Consider the following 19,189-nt stretch of genomic DNA (forward strand, 5'->3'; position numbering starts at 1 on the left):
AATCAGCCTCCAAATAGACGTTTAAGGAAGCCTTTTTTCTCTTCCTCTAAGAAACGGAATGGGCGTTCCTCGCCCATTAGACGGGCTACTGTGTCAGCGTATGCCTGTCCTGCATCGGATTCTTTATCAAAGATGACGGGTTCACCTTTGTTCGATGCGTTAAGTACAGCTTGTGATTCAGGTATAACACCTAGCAGCGGAATGTGTAGGATCTCTTCTACATCTTCAACGCTAAGCATTTCACCTTGAACAACACGTGCTGGATTGTAACGTGTTAATAGTAGGTGTGTCTTTACTGGCTCTTCTGCTTTCTCAGCACGGCGTGATTTCGAGTCTAGAATACCTAAAATACGGTCTGAATCGCGTACAGAAGAGACTTCAGGGTTCGTGGTTACAATGGCTTCATCTGCAAAGTATAACGCCATTAGAGCGCCAGTTTCGATACCTGCTGGAGAATCACAAATAATAAAGTCAAACCCCATTTCAGCCATGTCATTCAAGACGCGCTCAACACCTTCACGGCTCAGTGCATCTTTGTCGCGAGTTTGTGAAGCCGGCAGTACGTATAGGTTATCAACACGCTTATCTTTAATAAGCGCTTGGTTTAAATTTGCTTCGCCATTTATTACATTAACAAAATCATAAACAACACGGCGCTCACAACCCATAATCAAGTCTAGGTTACGTAAGCCAATATCAAAATCGATAACGGCTGTTTTTTTGCCACTAACCGCTAAACCTGATGCAATTGCTGCGCTGGATGTTGTTTTACCAACGCCACCCTTCCCCGAGGTAACAACGATAATACGAGCCATTTATTAATTCCTTATAAAACGTTACAGAGCAAGAGGCTCTATGTTTAAATTATTTTCAGTAAGCGAGATAACGACACCCTTGCCCCAAAATTTTTCTTCTATTTTGTCACTTAACCAAAAGTTGCCGTCAATCGACACAAGTTCTGGTTGAAGGTTGCGGCAGAATATACGAGCTTGTTTTTGGCCATTAGCACCAGCAATAGCGCGGCCGCGCAAGACGCCGTATACATGAATACAGCCATCAGCAATAATTTCTGCGCCTGCACTGACATTACTCATGACTACCAAATCACAATTTTTTGCGTAAATTTGTTGGCCAGATCGTACTGGCGTGCGAATAACGCGTGTTGGCTCCATTACTGGTGCGTTTGCTTTTACATGCTTGGCGGCGTTCATAACCGCTAATCCAGCTTCTTTAGCTAGGCGTTGCATTTTTGTATCTTTGCAACCACTGATACCGACAGGAATCATTCCAGCTTCAGTGATGCCTGCTTTCAGCTGTTTGAAGTCTATATTAGTGCCCGCATTTGAAATGTCGATGACAATGGGAGCGGCAGCAAAAAAATTTGGCGCTTGATCCACTTTTTCTTTTAAGTGAGCCGTTGCCTGTTGGATGTCATCATTACTCAGATGGAGTGCTGAGAGCGTGAATGTGCTCCCTTTTAGTTCTGCCTGTTTAGTCATAGTCTTTTACTGACTGAAGCGAAATTAGCCGTTCAGATACGTTATCACATAGGTATATGCATGTTATATTCCAAACTGTATATCAGCAAGCTATCCTTGCTCTTGCATTGTAAATTCAGACAAAGCTCTCATCTGATCAGCAAAAACATTCATTCCAAGAGGGAATGAAATCTAAGTTATAAGGTCAGATGTTATTAAGGGCGTAACTAACAGGCAGCAAAATGTTTTGTTCAATCTATAAAAGTCCAAAAAAAGAAAACACTTACCTATATGTTATTAAGAAGGACGATTTCTCAGCTGTGCCTGAAACGTTACTCGCAACATTTGGTACACCACAACTTGTTATGGTGGTGAAGTTAGCTGGCGATCGCAAATTAGCGGGCGCGGACATTGAAAAAGTAAAATCAGATTTAGCCACTGTCGGTTTTTATCTACAATTACCACCACCAGTGACTAACTTATTAGATGAATATAAAGCAGCCAAGGCGGCTCTAAAGTCTTAAGGTTTATATGTATAAGCGTTTGATTTCGGTCTTAGTGGCCATAGGAATAGGTACATCCACCGCTGCATTTGCGGATGAAGGGTTTGATAAATACGTTGAAAGCTTAAAAGCGGAGGCAAAAGAATCAGGCATTAGTGCTGATACGATTACCGCTGCTTTTGATGGGATCACTTTTACCGAACGCGCAGTTAAAGCCGATAAGAATCAGCCAGAAAAAAAACTCACGTTGGACGAGTATATTCCACGTGCAGTACCTGACTGGAAAGTAAAACAAGCGAATCAGCGGTATCAAGAACATAAAGATACGCTTGAGGCTGTGGGAAAGAAATATGGTGTTCAGCCACGTTTCATTGTTGCACTTTGGGGTGTTGAGAGTAACTTTGGCCGCTTAATGGGCAATTACAATGTGATTGAAGCGCTTTCGACATTAGCTTATGAAGGGCGCCGAGAGGCTTTTTTCCGTAAGCAAGTGATGGCTGCGTTACAAATACTTGATGAAGGCCATATTAGTGCGAAAAATATGAAAGGTTCATGGGCGGGGGCGATGGGGCAACCTCAGTTTATGCCGACCTCGTTTTTGACCTTTGCCGTTGATGGAAATAATGATGGCCGCGTTGATATTTGGAATACTCAAGCCGATGTCTTTGCTTCTGCCGCTAATTATTTGAGTAAATCAGGTTGGGATGATACTTATACTTGGGGTCGACAAGTCAGTATTCCGAATCTTCCTGAAGAGCTGAAAGGCGTGCAATCAGAGAAAGCGAAAACGCTAACTGAATGGCAAGCTTTAGGTGTTCGAAAGTTAGATGGTGGCGCTTTACCTAATGTAGATATTAACGCGTGGTTGATACAGCCAGATGACCAACATGGTCGTGCTTATTTGATTTACGGTAATTATCAAGCACTGCTGAAGTGGAATCGTTCGCATTATTTTGCTCTAGCCGTCAGTCATTTGGCTGATCGAATTCGTTAAAAGCATATGATATATAGTTAAAAGTCAGAGCCTGTTGCTCTGGCTTTTTTGTATGGACTATCAATGGAGTGGGAGTGTTCATTGCAATTATCTAATGCAGAGGCTGGTAATATCTGAAGAAGATAGCCTAGATCTAAGGCTGTTGCTGCAGCAAGACGTTCTAATTACAAACTGAATAGAGAGGTTATTTTAAATCTGAATACATTAGTGTTTACACTGTGCTCTATAAGCTAGCGTGATGTTTAGTTACTCGTTAGATTAAATATCAGTAAGGTTAGGTACAGGAAATGTGCCTGAGGGGGCTGGTTGGTTATAGTGGGAAGATATTATCTGAGTTGCTTATCCCTATTATTATAATAACGATGAATATGATTAAGAAGTGGAACACGCTGATTTTGGATACAAAAAAACCCAGGCTGTGCTGGGTTTTTATCAAGAATAAGAAATTAAATTTCAAATTCTTCTAGAGAGCGACCTTGGTCAAGCGCAGTTTTTAGCGCAGAAGGTGTACGACCTTGGCCTGTCCATGTTTTTTCTTCGCCATTTTCATCAACGAATTTATATTTAGCAGGACGAGCAGCGCGTTTTGCTTTTGGTGCTTTAGCGCCACCAGCAGAACCTAATAGTTCTTCTGGGTCGATACCGTCAGCTAGTAGCATTTCACGGTATTGATTAAGTTTCTCTGTACGTTCATTCTCTTTAGCGATTTCTTCAGCTTCTGATTCTTCACGTTCTGAAACGACAGCTTGAAGTTTTTCAAGACCTTCTTGAAGTTGCTCTAGAGTATATTCGCGAGCAAGAGCACGAAGGCTACGTAGGTTTAATAGTGCTTTTAATGCATCAGACATTTTTTATTTCCTGTTCGTTTAAACTGGCTTGAAATAAGAATAGCAGTCAAAAGTTAATAAGTGCAATAGTAATACTTCACACCTAATTTGCCAAACAAATTATTAATTAAAGTTATTAATAATTATTAAATTGAGATTTTCGTGATTTTCTTTAATTAGATTTATGTTGTTTTAAAGTAAATGTGACCTAGCTATAAAATCGAATGGATAATAGCCAAGCCCTAAATAGACAATGCTAGTAACTTAATGCTTCTTTGGGTTGTGCGATTTTTGAGCTCGCTGGTAAAATTATTCACTGTTTATGTTAAAAAATTCACCTTAACTTATTGCATCTTTGATTCGATTCCGTAGAATGGTTTGTACCTTCTAAAGGGTAGAGGTGCATTGTCTATAAGTAATTTGCTGGAGGTGATTCCGTTGATAGCAAATGAAAGGAGCCAATGCCGAAGTGAGAAATGAGTATCAAACATTCTTGCTGGGGTTGTCATCGAATAGAGGCAACACTGCCATAGTATATAATTACATTAACTATGGAGCGCTACTGTGGGGTCGGGGAGCTTTCAGCTCTCCTTATCGGCATCTCATCATGGCACAATTGTGCCAGCAGTAGATCTCCAACCAGATCGGTTGTAGTAGAGATCATGAATATTGTAGATTTTTCAAATTCCTCCATTTCGTTATTGCCCCCATTGGTGGCACTAGGTTTAGCGATTTTAACGCGTCGCGTTTTACTTTCGCTGGGTATGGGTGTTGCTCTTGGCGCACTATTACTTACAGACTTTTCCTTCACTCATTCAACAAGTTATATCGGAACCACCGTTGCTGGTTTATTCATTGATGACGGCGCAATAAATAGCTGGAACATGAGTATTGTTGCTTTCCTTATTCTATTAGGAATGACGACGGCTTTATTAACCTTATCTGGTGGCACACGTGCTTTTGCAGAATGGGCACAAACTCGGATTAAAACTAAACGAGGCTCTAAGCTTCTTGCTGCATTTTTAGGCGTGTTCATTTTTGTAGACGACTATTTTAATAGCCTAGCAGTAGGTGCAATTGCCCGCCCAGTGACCGATCGCTACTATGTATCTCGTGCAAAGCTGGCGTATATTCTTGATTCAACAGCTGCTCCTATGTGTGTATTGATGCCAGCATCAAGTTGGGGGGCATACATCATTACGATTGTTGGCGGTATTTTAGTTTCACATGGTGTGACTGAATATTCCGCGTTAAGTGCTTTCATGCAGCTGGCACCAATGAATTTTTATGCTGTGTTTGCTTTGCTAATGGTGTTTGTGGTCTCTTGGTTCCAAATTGATGTGGGTCCAATGCTTAAACATGAATTAGAAGCCAGTCGTGGTCATGGGTTTGATGATGGTGACGATGACAATAAAGCGAAAGATCTCAATGATGAGTTAGAAATAGAAGAAAGTGAAAATGGACGTGTAGCCGACTTGGTTATGCCAATTATTGCTCTTATTATTTCTACTTTCTTCTTCTTGATCTTTACGGGCTATCAAGCGTTAGCGGCTGACGGTATAGCATTTAATCTACTTGGTGCATTTGAAAATACCGATGTGGGTTTATCATTGTGCTACGGTGGTTTAATTGGTTTTATAGCTGCGCTAATTCCAGTTATTCGTCAGCGTATTCCTGTTCCAGATGTCGCGCATACATTGTGGATTGGTGCTAAATCAATGTTTGGTGCAATCTTAATCCTACTATTTGCTTGGAGTATTGGTAGCGTTATCGGGGATATGGAAACGGGTAAATACCTTTCTACCTTGGTACAAGGCAATGTTAACCCAATGCTACTTCCTGTGATTTTGTTTGCCTTGGCGGGTGTGATGGCATTCTCGACCGGCACGTCATGGGGTACGTTTGGTATCATGCTTCCTATTGCAGGTGATCTTGCTGGTGCCACCGATATTGCCTTAATGCTTCCTATGCTGGCGGCAGTATTGGCTGGTTCTGTATTTGGTGACCATTGTTCTCCTATTTCAGATACCACCATCCTGTCTTCAACAGGGGCGCGTTGTCATCATATCGATCACGTATCAACGCAGTTACCTTACGCGTTGGCGGTTGCCCTTGTATCCGCTATTGGTTTCGTTGTACTCGGTTTTACCGATTCTTTAGCGGTCTCTTTCTTGGCGGCGACATTAGCCTTCATTATTGTATGTACTTTCTTAGGGTGGTTATCTCGCCGTCGATTGTCATCACCAGTGAATGTTTAACTGGTGATACAATGTGTGGTGTATAAGCACATCTAATAACATTTGTGAATGATTAAAAACCAGCATTGTGAGGTGCTGGTTTTTTTATGGACGCTATTTCTTATAACATGGGTAAAGTCGTAAAAACTTGTGTCTATCGTTGCGTGTGACTTTAATTATTCGCGTATTTTATGTAGCATCTCGTCCGCACTTTCTTCACCCAGATGACTAGGAAAGCCTCATGGCCCAGATGTACTTTTATTACTCTGCAATGAATGCAGGTAAATCAACCACATTACTTCAATCTTCATTTAATTATCGCGAACGTGGTATGACACCTGTTATTTTCACTGCGGCACTTGATGATCGTTTTGGTAAGGGTAAAGTGACATCGCGTATTGGTTTACAAGAAGAAGCCGAGCTTTTTACCAATGATGATAACTTATTTGATCGCATTGCGACGATTCATGATGGGCAGAGAATTGATTGTGTGTTGATTGATGAATGCCAATTCTTGAGTAAAGAACAGGTATATCAGTTAACCGAGGTGGTCGATAAGTTACATATCCCGGTATTATGCTACGGTTTACGTAGTGACTTCCGTGGTGAGTTATTTGAAGGCAGCCGTTATTTATTATCTTGGGCTGATAAGTTGGTTGAATTAAAAACAATTTGTCACTGTGGGCGTAAAGCGAATATGGTGATTCGCCAGGATGAAACCGGACAAGCGATTGCTGATGGTGATCAAGTGGTTATTGGTGGAAATGACCGTTATGTGTCGGTATGCCGTCGACATTATAAAGAAGCCTTAGGTCGTTAATTACATTACCTAAAGGGCGGATTAAGATTTAATAAAAAGCCCGTAACGTGACTATAAATAGTTGTCGTTACGGGCTTTTTGCTATTTATGCATATCCTGCATCTAAATGCGGCTTATCAATAATTTACTTATTATGGCGTTCTTCTAAACGTTTAGTTATGTCAGATAGCGATAAACCTTGGTCCTGCAGTAATACAATTAAGTGATAAAGCAAATCAGCAGATTCGTTAACTAATTCCGCCTTATCACCCGACGTTGCCGCAAGCGCGACTTCAACACCTTCTTCGCCCACTTTTTGCGAAATACGTTTGGTGCCACGGGCATATAAACTGGCGGTATAAGAAGATTCGGGATCACTATTTTTACGACTAGCCAAGACTTGCTCAAGTTGATGAAGAAACACCAAAGCAGGTTGTTCAGATGGGGTGGCATTTGGATTGTCAAAACAGGTGGTTGTGCCTAAGTGGCAGGTTGGACCCACAGGGTTAACCTTCACTAGCAAGGTATCTTTATCACAATCGAGATCAATACTTTTTAGTGCTAATACGTTGCCAGAGGTTTCGCCTTTGGTCCATAAGCGGGACTTGGTGCGAGACCAAAAGGTAACTTGCTGAGTGTCTAATGTTTTTGCTAGAGCTTCGGTATTCATGTACCCCAGCATCAGTACTTGACCGCTGGTATTATCTTGCACAATAGCTGGAATTAAGCCGTCTACTTTTTCCCAGTTAATTTCGGTATTTAAATCTAAAGTCGGGGCTGCACTCATAGTCGGATCTCCACATTTTGCTCTTTAAGGTACTGCTTTAGTTCACCAATATTGATGATTTGTTTGTGGAAGACAGAAGCAGCAAGCGCACCGTCCACATTAGCTTGTTGAAATGCATCGGCAAAGTGCACCATTTCACCTGCGCCACCAGAGGCGATTAATGGAACATGACAAACCTCACGCACCATGTTGAGTTGGGTAAGGTCGTAGCCATTACGTACGCCATCTTGGTTCATCATATTAAGCACGATTTCACCCGCGCCTCGGCGTTGTACTTCTTGCACCCAATCACGTGTTTCCCATTGGGTTGCTTGGGTTCGGTTTTCATCCCCAGTGAATTGATAGACTTGGTATTTACCTGTTTCAGCGTCAAAGTAGGAGTCAATCCCGACGACAATGCACTGCACGCCAAATTTATCGGCAAGCTCAGTGATCAATTCTGGCTTGGCAAGTGCAGGGGAGTTAATCGATACTTTATCAGCACCGAATTGTAAGATACGACTCGCATCGTCAGCAGATTTAATCCCGCCGGCGACACAGAAAGGAATGTCGATCACTTCGGCAACACGCGCTACCCAACTTTTGTCGACCACTCGACCGTCACTGGATGCGGTAATATCATAAAAGACTAATTCATCTGCGCCTTCTTCAGCGTAGCGTTTGGCGAGAGGGACAATATCGCCAATAATCTCGTGATTACGAAATTGCACCCCTTTCACCACTTGGCCATCTCGTACATCTAAACAAGGCACAATACGTCTTGCTAACATGTTTTTACTCCTTGCTTAGTTTGCCCAGCATTGAAAGGCGTCATCTGCCGTGAATTTACCATCTAGTAATGCGCGGCCAACAATGACACCAGCAACCCCACTGCCTTTTAAGGCGGCGATATCATCAAGGTTGCCAATACCACCTGAAGATTGAAATTTCACTTGAGGGTACTGGGCGCATAAATCTATATACAGATCGACGTTAGATCCTGTCAAAGTGCCATCACGCGAAATATCCGTGCACAATACATGCTGTAAGCCTACTGTTAAAAAATCAGTGAGTAATGCTTCAATACTGATGCCAGAATCTTCTTGCCAACCAGAAACAGCAACATGACGGTTACCTGCCGCGTCTATGTTTACATCCAGTGCTAAAACGATGTGTTCGGCACCGTATTTTTCAATCCAGCTTTTTACCAATTCGGGGTGTTTAACGGCAGTCGATCCAATAACCACACGCTCAGCACCTGCGTTCAGTAAATCTGCTACATCTTGTTCCGTGCGAACACCACCGCCGATTTGTACTTTGGCTGGGGTGCTTGCCAGCAGGCGACTAATTAAATCTAATTGACGTGACGAAGTGTCTTTAGCCCCTGTTAAATCAACAAGGTGAAGCCAATTTGCGCCTGCTTGGTGGTAAAGATCAAATTGCTCTGCAGGGTCGACGTTGTATTCTGTTACTTGGCCATAGTCGCCTTGAAACAGACGGACGACTTGGCCATTAATTAAATCGAGAGCGGGAATAATCATCCTAAATCCTTTTATAATTTTTTTGCTGGCAGTGGACGCAGTTATGCTGACATTTCTAAAAAGTTCTTAATTAATTGAGCGCCAGCTTTACTTGAGCGCTCAGGGTGGAATTGGACACCGTAATAATTCCCGCTTTGAATTGCTGCACTAAAAGGTTGACCGTATTCGCACTGCGCAATTGTGTAACTGGCATCATTAACTGGCATGGCGTAACTATGAACAAAATAAAAATAGCTACCAGATGGAATGTCTTTAAATAACGGATGACCTTCACTAGGCGTTATGGTGTTCCACCCCATGTGTGGCAATGGAAAATCACCAGTTTCCAGCTTTTTAATTGGCGCATCACACAGGCCAAGGCAATTAACTAATGATTGACCACTTTGTCCCTGTTCTTCAGAGACGGCCCCAAGTAACTGCATTCCTAAACAGATGCCCAATAACGGCTGATCAACCTGCTTAACCAGCGATACGAGATCTCGTTCATGCAGGTTTTTCATCGCTTCACTTGCGGTTCCTACACCAGGTAAAAATAGCTTATCTGCCCCAAGTACGACATCGCTATCTTTACTCACGGTAACGCTATACCCGAGTCTTTCAATGGCAAAGCGCACCGAAGAAACATTTGCACAGCCTGTATCAATAATGACGATTTTCTGATTGGTATACGCCATTACAACACTCCTTTACTGCTTGGTAATTCGCTGCCATTCACTGCGATAGCCTGTCGCAAGGTGCGGCCAAAAGCTTTAAATAGGCTTTCGACAATGTGGTGATCATTTGCACCTGTAGATGACAGGTGTAAGGTGCACGCTAAGGTATCGGTTAATGATCTGAAAAAGTGTGACACCATCTCGGTAGACAGATCGCCCACTTGCTCACGACTGAACTCTGCATCGAATTTAAGGTATGGACGGCCAGATAAATCCAGCGCACATTGTGCTAAACATTCATCCATTGGCAAACTAAAACCAAAGCGGCCAATACCACGTTTGTCACCCAGTGCATCTTTTAGTGCTTGTCCAAGGGCTAACGCGGCATCTTCAACACTGTGGTGATCGTCGATGTGTAAATCACCTTCTACGTTCAGCTGCATCTGAAAGCCGCCGTGGGTCGCAATCTGATCTAGCATGTGGTCAAAAAAGCCAAGCCCAGTATGAATACTGTTGCCACCGGTTTCATCTAAGTTCACACGAACACGGATATCCGTTTCTTTAGTTGTTCTCACAACTTCGGCGATCCTTGGGCTTGTCGTGAGATCTTTAACGATCTGTTGCCAATTTAGTGTGGTGCTATCTGATGGTGCGGGATTGTATTGAATGCCGCGAATAGCCATATTCTCAGCCAGTTGAAGATCTGTTTCACGATCCCCAATAACTGCAGATGTTGCGAAATCTACCCGACCTTGCTGAAGATAAGCTTTAACTAACCCTAATTTTGGCTTACGGCAGCTGCAGTTCGCACTATCAAAGTGCGGGCAGATCAGTACATCAGCAAACTTGACGCCCTGCGATTCGAAAATTTCCATCATCATATCGTGTGGGGCATCAAAATCTGCTTGTGGATAGGCATCTGTGCCCAAGCCATCTTGGTTAGTCACCATAACTAAGGTGTAACCTGCATCTTGCAGTTTCAATAATGCTGGAATGACAAAAGGTTCTAGCTTGAGTTTATCTAGACGATCAACTTGAAAGTCTACTGGTGGCTCTACAATTAAGGTGCCATCACGGTCGATAAATAAAATCTTTTCCTTGCTCACAGTGCTGTCCTTAATTATCTGGTTTGTACTAATTGTTCACGAATAAAGGCGAGGGTCTTTTCGCATTCATCACGGTTACCAACACTGATTCGAATACAGTTTGGTACAGGAGAGCGGCGCAGAATGATCCCGTTCTCCCACAGTGCTTGGAACAGTCGGTCTGCATCTTGGAACTCAACTAAGAGATAATTACCGTAACCGTCATAGACTTTTACGCCTTCAAGCATGCCAAGACCGGCTTGAAGGTAAGCGCGGTTTGCGCTCAAATCTAAAACTTGAAACTTCGTTCTTGCTAATCCACCAGGTGACAGTGCTTGCAGGGCAATGTCGGCAACAGGAATAGGTACAGGGTAGGGGGCAATCACTTTTAATAGCAGCTCGATAATTTCAGGGTTGGCTAACGTAAAGCCACAGCGTAAACCCGCAAGTGCAAAAGCTTTTGATAAGGTGCGTAGAATCACTAGATTCGGGTAATCAGCGAGTAAATCCACGGTAGAGGCTTCAGGGCAAAAATCGATATACGCTTCGTCCATCACCACTATTGCACGGTTCGCTGTCATTGCGAGTAGACGCTCAATATCAGTGCGATCAATCAGGTTCCCCGTTGGGTTGTTTGGGCTACAAACAAACACGACTTTGACGGTATCAAGGTTAGCTTCTATCGCATTAAGGTCGAGCTGCCAATCTGCTGTTAACGGTACAATTTTATTGCCAATATCAAATGTTTCTGCGCTGATGCCATACATACCATAAGTGGGTGGGCAATATAGAATACTGTCTTTATTTGGCTCGCAGAAGGTACGGATCAGCAATTCAATACCTTCATCTGCACCACGGCTGGTTAACACTTGTTCTTTTTTTACGCCTGCATAATCGGCATAAGCTTGGAGTAATGCTTCAGGCTGACAGCTGCTATAACGGTTTAATCGATTGCAGCTAATGCTGTAATCGTTGGCGAAAGGGGATTCATTAGCGTTGAGCCAAATATCGCCGCAGCCACCAAGGCGGCGTGCCGATTGGTAAGGCGTCAGTGCCTGAACCGTTTTTCTAGCCAGCTTGGTAATGGTCATGATATTTCCTTTGTTGTTTCGTCTGTGTTATTTGCTGCTTTAAGTGCGGCATTCAGTTTTTCGATCCGAATAGTTACAGCGCGTTTATGGGCATCTAAACCCTCTGCTTCTGCGATTGTTGTAACCGTCGGTGCCAGTTGTTGTAGCCCTGTTGCACTCAATTCTTGTACAGTCATGCGTTTACTAAAATCCGCAAAGCCAAGGCTTGAGTAGGTACGGGTATAGCCGTAGGTCGGTAGTACGTGATTAGTGCCCGACGCGTAATCACCGACAGATTCGGGTGACCAATCACCTAAGAAAATAGATCCCGCATTGTCTAGCAATGGGACTAAATCACGTGGATTACGTGTTTGAACAATTAAGTGCTCAGGCCCGTAGTGGTTAGAAATGGCGATGCACTGCGTCAGTGTTTCAGCCACGATCAGCAGACTCGATCCTAGCGCTTGGCGTGCGATATCAGCACGAGATAATAGCGCTAATTGTTGCTGAATAGCATCCGCTGTTCGGTCGGCTAAACTCGGGTCAGGTGTCACTAAAATAACTTGTGAATCAGGGCCATGCTCAGCTTGGCTTAACAAATCTGCCGCGATGAAGTCTGGATCGGCGGTTTCATCTGCAATCACTAATACTTCAGAAGGACCTGCAGGCATATCTATCGCCGCACCACGAAAATCATTGCTTACTTGGCGCTTCGCTTCCGTCACATAGGCATTGCCCGGACCAAAGATTTTATCAACCTTACAGATACTCTCTGTGCCATAAGCCATCGCAGCTACGGCTTGTGCCCCACCAGCGTTATACACCTCAGTTATCCCACACAGCTTTGCAACGTAGAGAATTTCGTCTGCAATCGGCGGCGGTGAACAGAGTACAACGTGGCGACACCCTGCAATTTGTGCAGGAATACCGAGCATTAAAACGGTTGATGGTAGCGGTGCGCTACCGCCGGGAATATATAAACCAACAGAGTTAATTGGGCGTGTCACTTGCTCGCAGACTACACCTGGCTGGGTTTCTACTCGCAGCGTTTTCGGTTTTTGCGCCTGATGAAAACAACGGATATTATCGTAAGCCTGCTGAAGCGCTTGTTTCATTTCTGGGCTTAGTCGATCACTTGCTGCATTGATTTTATCTTGTTCAACCTGAATAGATTCAGGACGAATCTGATCAAATTTTTCGGTTAACTCTGTTAATGCTTCATCGCCACGCTGACGAATATCTGCAATCACCTGAGCAACTGTCGCGGTGATGTTAGCGCCTTCCGTAATCGCAGGGCGTTGCAATAACCCTTCTTGTTGCGATTCGCTCAATGTTTGCCAAACTAAGGTTTTCATGATGATTACTCCATCATTTTTTCAATTGGCAGTACCAGAATAGAGCTAGCGCCGAGTTCTTTTAGCTGTTCCATCGTTTCCCAGAATAAGTTTTCAGAGCTAACAAGGTGAACAGCCACACGGTTGTTGTCTTGAGATAGTGGCAACACTGTTGGGTCTTCTGCACCAGGTAATAGTGCTTTGATTTGGTCAAGGCGTTCAGTGGGGGCGTGCAGCATAATGTATTTCGATTCTTTGGCTTGAATAACACCTTGCATACGAGTGAGAAGGCGATTGATGAGTGCTTGTTTTTCATCGCTAAGCGCGCTGGTACACTGAATAAGAACGGCTTTTGAGCGTAAGATAACTTCCGCTTCTTTTAGGCCGTTGGCTTCAAGTGTTGCGCCTGTAGAGACTAAATCGCAGATGGCATCGGCAAGACCTGCACGAGGAGCGACTTCAACCGAACCGTTGAGCATACAAGTGCTAAATTTCACGCCTTGTTGATCCATATAGCGCTTAACGAGTTGTGGGTAAGTGGTAGCAATGCGTTTGCCTTGTAAATCTTGTGGGCCTTGGTATTCGTCATCTTTGTTGATAGCGATAGATAGGCGGCAACCCCCAAAGTCTAAACGACGCAGTTTTACATAGTCATTGGGTTCATTGCGCGCAGCACGCTCAAGAGCAACTTCTTCGAGTTCATTTTCACCAATGACGCCCAAGTCAACAACGCCATCCATAATTAGTCCTGGGATGTCATCGTCACGAACCAGTAACAAATCAATGGGCATATTTTCTGCGTGAACGACTAAACGTTCACCAACCATATTGAATTTAACGCCACAGCGTTTAAGTAGGTCTTGGCACTCTTTGCTTAAGCGGCCTTTCTTTTGAATTGCGATACGAAGTCGTTGTGTTTGCATGCTGCTATCCCTATTTCTTTAAGCTGGTGCTTATTAATTTTGAGCTAATCCATTGTGCTAAAACGAAAAAACCCTTGGAAACTTTGGCTTCCAAGGGTCTTGAATTCTGTATTCTTATTGACCACTGGAAGAGGTGTTCTTCGTCTTCCAGAGTGAGGCGTATCCTCCCGAAAGACTAATCAGGATGGTGATGATGATGTAGGTTAATCATTTCGATACGCATAATTATGAACTCTGAATAAATTGCTATTTAATTTTCGCTTGTCATTTACACTAACGAAGCTCATCAGAATTTGCAACATGGTTTTTAAATAAAAATTGATTATTTCGCTAATAATCTAGAAGCCTTGGTAAAACAGTAAGTTAAAAATGCGTCTAAACATAAATATCTAGCAACCCTTTATGGTGGGGCTTTTTTCGGGGAGGGTGTTCTTGTTCGTTTTTTTGTTGCTTTTCATGGTTTTTAACGCGTTGTTTGCGCTCATCAAGTGCGGCTGATTTTTCAGTTTTCTCCAGCGGGTGGCGAGTAGGGTAAGGCAGATGATTATTCGGATTGATCATAGCATTGTCTCTACATCAGAATAGATGCTTACTTTATCGACAATGCTTGTGTCTTTATTGAGCGATTTTTCAACGTGAGGTAATAAATTGGAGGTTTTATCACGAAAGGTTGAAACAGAGTGAAATCAATTGATTGAGTTCACTCGCTGTCAGGAGGGGCTGGAAGTCAGTATTTAGTGTGGGTGTTAGCCGCAGCACTTTTTGTATTTTTTACCGCTACCGCAGACACAAGGATCATTACGGCCAATTTTATCTGGATTAGCGATAGGCTGCTGAGGGGCAGCGTTTGGTATTAATTCAGGATCAAGCTCGTTTTCTTGCTTTGGGTATTCACCGTCAATGTAATACCACTGCGTAACACCGTCGGTTGTCTCTTTAAGAAAGCGTGAACGCTCAGCTAAGCAAAATTGTTCATTATCATCTTGATAGAAGGCCTCGAATTCAACAAACCCTTCACCGGAATCAGCTATTTCGCTATGGATAACGTTTAAGCCTAACCAGTGTGAATTCACCGAATCTGCAATTGCATCACGGTAATCTTCAGCATGGCAACTTGGATGATAGGTCGCGACCACATAATCAACCAGTCCAAGTACGTGTGCACTGTATCGAGAGCGCATGAGCTGCTCTGGGTGAATAGCAAGGGCTGGGTTTTGGTGAATAGGCTGGCAACAGTGAGATAAAGGTTGTTGGCTACCACAAGGGCATAGAGTATTAGACATCTGGTTTCGTCATTGTCCTTTCAAAAGCAGTCGCCCATTTTACCGAACTCATATAAGCATCGGCAACATCGCTTTCTTTTAATTTTAATGCCGAAGTACACTGGTTTACGCTATCCCAATCCGCAGTATCGTAAGCCATCGCTAATTTAAGTAGCATGCCCAGTGAACCTGTGTGATCTAACAGCGCTTCTTTTATTTCGCTACTGAGTGGTAATAACAGCAACAATTCATTTAGTGGTTGATCAAGCAGTGAATCCAATAATGAAAATAACCCCATTAAGAAAGCTTGATTACTTGAAATGTTGAGCGGTGATCGGGCACCTAGACGCTCACAAAACTGTGCGCGTTGCAGTGAAAGGTTATAGAGTGATTGTGGTTTATTTTCTAATGCATGCGATGTTGCAACAAACGTAATGAACCGACGTAGTCGTTCTTCGCCTAAATAGACCAGAGCTTGTTTGAATGATGAAATCGGCTTCGCGCGAATAACAAACATGCCGTTAACGTGACGTAGTAATTTATACGAAAGTGATACGTCAGTAGCGATAATCTCTTCAATCTTATTGTAATCGACTTCTGATTGACAAATTTCTTGATACAAACGGAGTGTCGTTAAACTCGATGGGCTTAATGATTTACGTTGAAGCATTTCAGGCTTACTAAAAAAATACCCTTGGAAAAAATCAAATCCGGCATCCTTTGCACGAACGAATTCTTCGTAAGTTTCTACTTTTTCAGCAAGATATTTAATTTTATTTGTTTTATGCAAGCGAATAAAAAGCATGCACTTTTCAATAGGAGTAACTCTAATATCAAACTTAATGATATGGATATAGGGAATGAAGCGCTTCCACTCAGGAGAGGGAATAAAGTCATCCAATGCTAACGTATATCCTTTTTGGTTCAGTTCAATAACCGCTTCTAACAATTCATCATTAGGCTCACAGGTTTCCAAAATTTCGATAATAAAACTTTTCTTCGGAAAGAGCAGCGGTACACGTTGAATTAAACTCGCATGGGGGAAGTTTACGAAGCCTCGCTTGCCGCCAGTAACCTGATTGCTTCCAGATGAGAAAAAATTATCAATAAGCAAACGATTGGTTGCGGTTTCATCACAGATATTAGGGAAGCTGTTTTCAGGACCATCGCGAAAAAGTAACTCATAACCAATAGTCACTTTGTCTTTATTAAGTATCGGTTGTCGAGCGAGGTATGAATACATGGAAAGTATCTGGTAAACACGGCTGAGAATTTGCAAAATTATAGCGAAAAAAACCTATTACGCCTAGCGTTTATCATTCTTTTAGTGAATACATGACTGTAAAACGTGAGTTCGTATCACTCAAGGTAATGATAAATTTGATATTAAGCATAGCGAGTCATTTTATTATGATGAATAATGCTTTTTTGTATTAGTAACCGTATTAAATATGTCTCTCTTAACTATGATACAAGCTGGATTGCTTGTAGGTGGTGCGGTTTTTATCGTTATGCTTTTTAATTCATGGCGCAAAAACCGAAAGCAGGAAGCTGAAACGAAAATATTACCAATTGCCTTTATTGGTGGCTTCGCAAACTTTTGCGACACACTAGGTGTGGGTAGTTTTGCAATAAAAACGGCAGGATATAAACAGTTTAAGTTAATTGATGACAAGTTATTACCAGGAACATTAAATTGCCAAGCTGTATTAGCAACAGTGGCGCAATCGCTTATATTTTTAACCGCAGTACAAGTTGATTCGATTACATTGGTGAGTTTAGTGGTTGCAGCTTGCTTAGGGGCTACAATTGGTGCACGCATTGTTTCGAATTGGGATCGGCAAGTTATTCGGTTAGTTATGGGCTGTGCATTAATGGTGGTTGCCACATTAATGCTGGCTGGGCAGCTTAAATTATTCCCTTTAGGTGGATTGGAACTTGGGCTTAGTGGCTGGAAGTTAGCGATTGCTATTGCAGGTAATTTCTTATTCGGAGCCCTAATGACCGTCGGTATTGGTTTATATGCGCCTTGTATGACGATGATTTATTTACTAGGTATGCATCCACTAGCAGCTTTTCCTATCATGATGTGCTCTTGTGCATTCTTGACGTTCTTTTCTGCGGGAAGCTTTCTTCGTATGGATAGGGTGAATTCACGTGCTGCTGTTGCTGTAGCCATCTCTGGCCCTATTGCTGTAATTATTGCTGCGTATTTAGTGAAGTCGTTGGATTTACATCTTTTAGCATGGCTCGTTATCGGCGTTGTTTTGTATACATCCGTTACTATGTTCCGCTCTTGGTTACAGGGGCGACAAACGTTCGCGACAGCATAAAGTGGAGCTGTTGGCTTTAGTTTTGTTATATCGATATATTTAACAAGAGTTATTGGGTCGAGAATTTAAAAGGTACGCGATGCGTACCTTTTTTGTGTCTGATTTTTATAGCAATTAACCAAACTGACGAGTTTGTAATTCGCTACTTTCTGGTGTAATCACTAATACAGAGCCGTGATCATACCAATCACCAAGTACAGTACGTGTTGCCGCTTGACCGTTTACATCTAATTGATGGACGTTAGGGCGGTGGGTATGACCATGAATCATATGGTTGACTTGGTAAGCTTGCAGCATGTCTAACACTGCAGTTGCATCAACATCCATGATATCAGCATCTTTTCGTTGGTTGTTCTCGCTGCTACTACCGCGCATTTTTGCGCCAATTTTTAAGCGTCGATTGAGTGGTAAACACATGAACAACCATTGAATAAAACGGTTATGAACTTTTTTGCGATAGCGTTGGTAATCAATATCTTGTATGCACAACGTGTCGCCATGCAAAATGAGTGTCGGGGTGCCATATAGGTCGATCACCGTATGCTCATTTAATAACTGAACGCCTGTTTCCTGACTGAATCTTTTTCCAATTAAGAAATCGCGATTGCCATGAATGAAAAAGCAGGGGGTGCCGCTATCGGTTAGTTGCTTGAAAGCATGTTTGATTTGTTGGTGAAAAGGGGAGTTGTCGTCATCGCCTATCCACATTTCAAAAAGATCACCGAGCACATACAAGGCATCAATGTCCGCTGTTTCATTTGCCATAAATTGCAAGAAACAGTTCGTGATGTCAGGGCGGTCGGCACTAAGGTGAAGATCTGCAATAAAAAGAGTTGTCATAAATAAAAGCAAGGGTGGCTAAAGCCACCCCTGATAGAAGATTACTCTTCGATAGTCACGTCGTTGATCAGTACTTCTTCAACTGGTACGTCTTGGTGTACGTAGCCCCAGTTGCCAGTAGAAACCGCTTTGATTTTGTTTACTACGTCCATACCTTCAACAACTTCAGCGAATACACAGTAACCCCAACCGTCAGGCGTTTCTGATTTGAAATCTAGGAATTTGTTGTCGTTCACGTTAATGAAGAACTGAGAGCTAGCTGAATGCGGCTCCATTGTACGTGCCATAGCAAGTGTACCCACTTTGTTGCTTAGGCCGTTGTTTGCTTCATTTTTGATTGTTGCGCGAGACTCTTTTTCTTCCATGCCAGATGCCATACCGCCACCTTGAACCATGAAACCATCGATTACACGGTGGAAGATAGTGCCATTGTAGAAACCGTCACGGCAGTACTGCATGAAGTTTGCACATGTTTCTGGTGCTTGTTCTTCGTTTAGTTGAATTTTGATGTCACCAAAAGTTGTGTGAAGCGTTACCATGAGAT

At 42.8% G+C, this 19,189-nt stretch carries 21 protein-coding genes, 1 riboswitch and 1 other annotated feature; of the genes, 5 read left to right on the forward strand and 16 right to left on the reverse strand.

The window, feature by feature from the left end; genetic code table 11:
* Positions 1 to 2 precede the first annotated feature (2 nt).
* Both minD and minC read right to left on the reverse strand, forming a co-directional pair.
* Entirely contained in the window at positions 3 to 815 is an 813-nt protein-coding gene (gene minD / locus OCU87_RS05090) for a septum site-determining protein MinD (protein WP_062689940.1), read from the reverse strand.
* Positions 816 to 836: 21 nt separating this feature from the next.
* On the reverse strand, positions 837 to 1,499 hold the full coding sequence (gene minC, locus OCU87_RS05095; RefSeq protein WP_261857937.1) for a septum site-determining protein MinC: 663 nt from the start codon (positions 1,497 to 1,499) through the stop codon (positions 837 to 839).
* A gap of 221 nt (positions 1,500 to 1,720) precedes the next feature.
* On the opposite strand from minC, the gene OCU87_RS05100 reads away from it, so the two are divergent.
* Positions 1,721 to 2,002 (forward strand): YcgL domain-containing protein, encoded by a 282-nt coding sequence (locus OCU87_RS05100; RefSeq protein WP_062689944.1) that lies wholly within the window; start codon positions 1,721 to 1,723, stop codon positions 2,000 to 2,002.
* 7 nt (positions 2,003 to 2,009) lie between these two features.
* The gene (locus OCU87_RS05105) at positions 2,010 to 2,975 is read left to right on the forward strand and encodes a lytic murein transglycosylase (RefSeq protein ID WP_261857938.1); all 966 of its coding nucleotides are present in this window, start codon (positions 2,010 to 2,012) and stop codon (positions 2,973 to 2,975) included.
* A gap of 446 nt (positions 2,976 to 3,421) precedes the next feature.
* Here OCU87_RS05105 and OCU87_RS05110 read toward each other — a convergent pair whose 3' ends face one another.
* The gene (locus tag OCU87_RS05110; protein WP_062689949.1) at positions 3,422 to 3,823 is read right to left on the reverse strand and encodes an H-NS family histone-like protein; all 402 of its coding nucleotides are present in this window, start codon (positions 3,821 to 3,823) and stop codon (positions 3,422 to 3,424) included.
* A gap of 366 nt (positions 3,824 to 4,189) precedes the next feature.
* Positions 4,190 to 4,372, forward strand: a riboswitch (Lysine riboswitch).
* Positions 4,373 to 4,464: 92 nt separating this feature from the next.
* Between OCU87_RS05110 and OCU87_RS05115 the strand changes: the two genes are divergently transcribed.
* Positions 4,465 to 6,060, forward strand: a complete 1,596-nt coding sequence (locus tag OCU87_RS05115) for a Na+/H+ antiporter NhaC family protein (protein WP_062689951.1) — start codon at positions 4,465 to 4,467, stop codon at positions 6,058 to 6,060.
* Between the two features lie 220 nt (positions 6,061 to 6,280).
* Positions 6,281 to 6,859: a thymidine kinase gene (locus OCU87_RS05120; RefSeq protein ID WP_062689953.1), complete on the forward strand. Its 579-nt coding sequence runs from the start codon at positions 6,281 to 6,283 to the stop codon at positions 6,857 to 6,859.
* A 124-nt stretch (positions 6,860 to 6,983) separates the two neighbouring features.
* Here OCU87_RS05120 and hisIE read toward each other — a convergent pair whose 3' ends face one another.
* The 11 genes from hisIE to OCU87_RS05175 all read right to left on the reverse strand — a co-directional run bounded on the left by hisIE (position 6,984) and on the right by OCU87_RS05175 (position 16,715).
* Positions 6,984 to 7,625, reverse strand: coding sequence for a bifunctional phosphoribosyl-AMP cyclohydrolase/phosphoribosyl-ATP diphosphatase HisIE (gene hisIE, locus OCU87_RS05125; protein WP_062689955.1), 642 nt, complete (start codon positions 7,623 to 7,625; stop codon positions 6,984 to 6,986).
* Positions 7,622 to 8,395, reverse strand: a complete 774-nt coding sequence (gene hisF, locus OCU87_RS05130; protein WP_062689957.1) for an imidazole glycerol phosphate synthase subunit HisF — start codon at positions 8,393 to 8,395, stop codon at positions 7,622 to 7,624. Before hisF ends, hisIE begins: the two co-directional genes overlap by 4 nt.
* Before the next feature lie 15 nt (positions 8,396 to 8,410).
* Positions 8,411 to 9,145 (reverse strand): 1-(5-phosphoribosyl)-5-[(5-phosphoribosylamino)methylideneamino]imidazole-4-carboxamide isomerase, encoded by a 735-nt coding sequence (gene hisA, locus OCU87_RS05135; protein WP_062689959.1) that lies wholly within the window; start codon positions 9,143 to 9,145, stop codon positions 8,411 to 8,413.
* A gap of 41 nt (positions 9,146 to 9,186) precedes the next feature.
* Positions 9,187 to 9,819: an imidazole glycerol phosphate synthase subunit HisH gene (hisH, locus tag OCU87_RS05140; protein WP_062689960.1), complete on the reverse strand. Its 633-nt coding sequence runs from the start codon at positions 9,817 to 9,819 to the stop codon at positions 9,187 to 9,189.
* On the reverse strand, positions 9,819 to 10,904 hold the full coding sequence (hisB, locus tag OCU87_RS05145; RefSeq protein WP_261857939.1) for a bifunctional histidinol-phosphatase/imidazoleglycerol-phosphate dehydratase HisB: 1,086 nt from the start codon (positions 10,902 to 10,904) through the stop codon (positions 9,819 to 9,821). Before hisB ends, hisH begins: the two co-directional genes overlap by 1 nt.
* Before the next feature lie 14 nt (positions 10,905 to 10,918).
* On the reverse strand, positions 10,919 to 11,974 hold the full coding sequence (gene hisC, locus OCU87_RS05150) for a histidinol-phosphate transaminase (protein WP_261857940.1): 1,056 nt from the start codon (positions 11,972 to 11,974) through the stop codon (positions 10,919 to 10,921).
* Positions 11,971 to 13,308, reverse strand: coding sequence for a histidinol dehydrogenase (gene hisD, locus OCU87_RS05155; protein WP_261857941.1), 1,338 nt, complete (start codon positions 13,306 to 13,308; stop codon positions 11,971 to 11,973). The genes hisC and hisD overlap by 4 nt, the downstream gene beginning before the upstream one ends.
* 5 nt (positions 13,309 to 13,313) lie before the next feature.
* The gene (gene hisG / locus OCU87_RS05160; RefSeq protein WP_261857942.1) at positions 13,314 to 14,210 is read right to left on the reverse strand and encodes an ATP phosphoribosyltransferase; all 897 of its coding nucleotides are present in this window, start codon (positions 14,208 to 14,210) and stop codon (positions 13,314 to 13,316) included.
* Between the two features lie 62 nt (positions 14,211 to 14,272).
* Positions 14,273 to 14,410 (reverse strand) — a sequence feature (His leader region).
* A 175-nt stretch (positions 14,411 to 14,585) separates the two neighbouring features.
* Complete coding sequence (locus tag OCU87_RS05165) at positions 14,586 to 14,771, reverse strand: hypothetical protein (protein WP_062689964.1); 186 nt, start codon at positions 14,769 to 14,771, stop codon at positions 14,586 to 14,588.
* Positions 14,772 to 14,956: 185 nt separating this feature from the next.
* Positions 14,957 to 15,493, reverse strand: a complete 537-nt coding sequence (locus OCU87_RS05170) for a YchJ family metal-binding protein (protein ID WP_261857943.1) — start codon at positions 15,491 to 15,493, stop codon at positions 14,957 to 14,959.
* Positions 15,486 to 16,715 (reverse strand): EAL and HDOD domain-containing protein, encoded by a 1,230-nt coding sequence (locus OCU87_RS05175; protein WP_062689966.1) that lies wholly within the window; start codon positions 16,713 to 16,715, stop codon positions 15,486 to 15,488. Before OCU87_RS05175 ends, OCU87_RS05170 begins: the two co-directional genes overlap by 8 nt.
* A 208-nt stretch (positions 16,716 to 16,923) precedes the next feature.
* Here OCU87_RS05175 and OCU87_RS05180 point away from each other — a divergent pair, with 208 nt between their 5' ends.
* Positions 16,924 to 17,805 (forward strand): sulfite exporter TauE/SafE family protein, encoded by an 882-nt coding sequence (locus OCU87_RS05180; RefSeq protein WP_062689967.1) that lies wholly within the window; start codon positions 16,924 to 16,926, stop codon positions 17,803 to 17,805.
* 114 nt (positions 17,806 to 17,919) lie between these two features.
* Here OCU87_RS05180 and lpxH read toward each other — a convergent pair whose 3' ends face one another.
* Positions 17,920 to 18,645: a UDP-2,3-diacylglucosamine diphosphatase gene (gene lpxH, locus OCU87_RS05185; protein WP_261857944.1), complete on the reverse strand. Its 726-nt coding sequence runs from the start codon at positions 18,643 to 18,645 to the stop codon at positions 17,920 to 17,922.
* A gap of 41 nt (positions 18,646 to 18,686) precedes the next feature.
* Positions 18,687 to 19,184 (reverse strand): peptidylprolyl isomerase, encoded by a 498-nt coding sequence (locus OCU87_RS05190; protein WP_062689970.1) that lies wholly within the window; start codon positions 19,182 to 19,184, stop codon positions 18,687 to 18,689.
* Positions 19,185 to 19,189 lie beyond the last annotated feature (5 nt).

This window comes from Photobacterium sanguinicancri (genome assembly GCF_024346675.1).
GTDB lineage: Bacteria > Pseudomonadota > Gammaproteobacteria > Enterobacterales > Vibrionaceae > Photobacterium > Photobacterium sanguinicancri.

Bases quoted from the DNA above. Each gene is read 5' to 3' on its own strand.
- OCU87_RS05170 (WP_261857943.1), bottom strand. From the start codon at position 15,493: ATGTCTAATACTCTATGCCCTTGTGGTAGCCAACAACCTTTATCTCAC.
- hisIE (WP_062689955.1), bottom strand. From the start codon at position 7,625: ATGAGTGCAGCCCCGACTTTAGATTTAAATACCGAAATTAACTGGGAA.
- hisA (WP_062689959.1), bottom strand. From the start codon at position 9,145: ATGATTATTCCCGCTCTCGATTTAATTAATGGCCAAGTCGTCCGTCTG.
- hisD (WP_261857941.1), bottom strand. From the start codon at position 13,308: ATGAAAACCTTAGTTTGGCAAACATTGAGCGAATCGCAACAAGAAGGG.
- hisG (WP_261857942.1), bottom strand. From the start codon at position 14,210: ATGCAAACACAACGACTTCGTATCGCAATTCAAAAGAAAGGCCGCTTA.
- OCU87_RS05105 (WP_261857938.1), top strand. From the start codon at position 2,010: ATGTATAAGCGTTTGATTTCGGTCTTAGTGGCCATAGGAATAGGTACA.
- minD (WP_062689940.1), bottom strand. From the start codon at position 815: ATGGCTCGTATTATCGTTGTTACCTCGGGGAAGGGTGGCGTTGGTAAA.
- hisC (WP_261857940.1), bottom strand. From the start codon at position 11,974: ATGACCATTACCAAGCTGGCTAGAAAAACGGTTCAGGCACTGACGCCT.
- minC (WP_261857937.1), bottom strand. From the start codon at position 1,499: ATGACTAAACAGGCAGAACTAAAAGGGAGCACATTCACGCTCTCAGCA.
- hisH (WP_062689960.1), bottom strand. From the start codon at position 9,819: ATGGCGTATACCAATCAGAAAATCGTCATTATTGATACAGGCTGTGCA.
- OCU87_RS05175 (WP_062689966.1), bottom strand. From the start codon at position 16,715: ATGTATTCATACCTCGCTCGACAACCGATACTTAATAAAGACAAAGTG.
- OCU87_RS05120 (WP_062689953.1), top strand. From the start codon at position 6,281: ATGGCCCAGATGTACTTTTATTACTCTGCAATGAATGCAGGTAAATCA.
- lpxH (WP_261857944.1), bottom strand. From the start codon at position 18,645: ATGACAACTCTTTTTATTGCAGATCTTCACCTTAGTGCCGACCGCCCT.
- OCU87_RS05165 (WP_062689964.1), bottom strand. From the start codon at position 14,771: ATGATCAATCCGAATAATCATCTGCCTTACCCTACTCGCCACCCGCTG.
- OCU87_RS05190 (WP_062689970.1), bottom strand. From the start codon at position 19,184: ATGGTAACGCTTCACACAACTTTTGGTGACATCAAAATTCAACTAAAC.
- hisF (WP_062689957.1), bottom strand. From the start codon at position 8,395: ATGTTAGCAAGACGTATTGTGCCTTGTTTAGATGTACGAGATGGCCAA.
- OCU87_RS05180 (WP_062689967.1), top strand. From the start codon at position 16,924: ATGTCTCTCTTAACTATGATACAAGCTGGATTGCTTGTAGGTGGTGCG.
- OCU87_RS05100 (WP_062689944.1), top strand. From the start codon at position 1,721: ATGTTTTGTTCAATCTATAAAAGTCCAAAAAAAGAAAACACTTACCTA.
- OCU87_RS05115 (WP_062689951.1), top strand. From the start codon at position 4,465: ATGAATATTGTAGATTTTTCAAATTCCTCCATTTCGTTATTGCCCCCA.
- OCU87_RS05110 (WP_062689949.1), bottom strand. From the start codon at position 3,823: ATGTCTGATGCATTAAAAGCACTATTAAACCTACGTAGCCTTCGTGCT.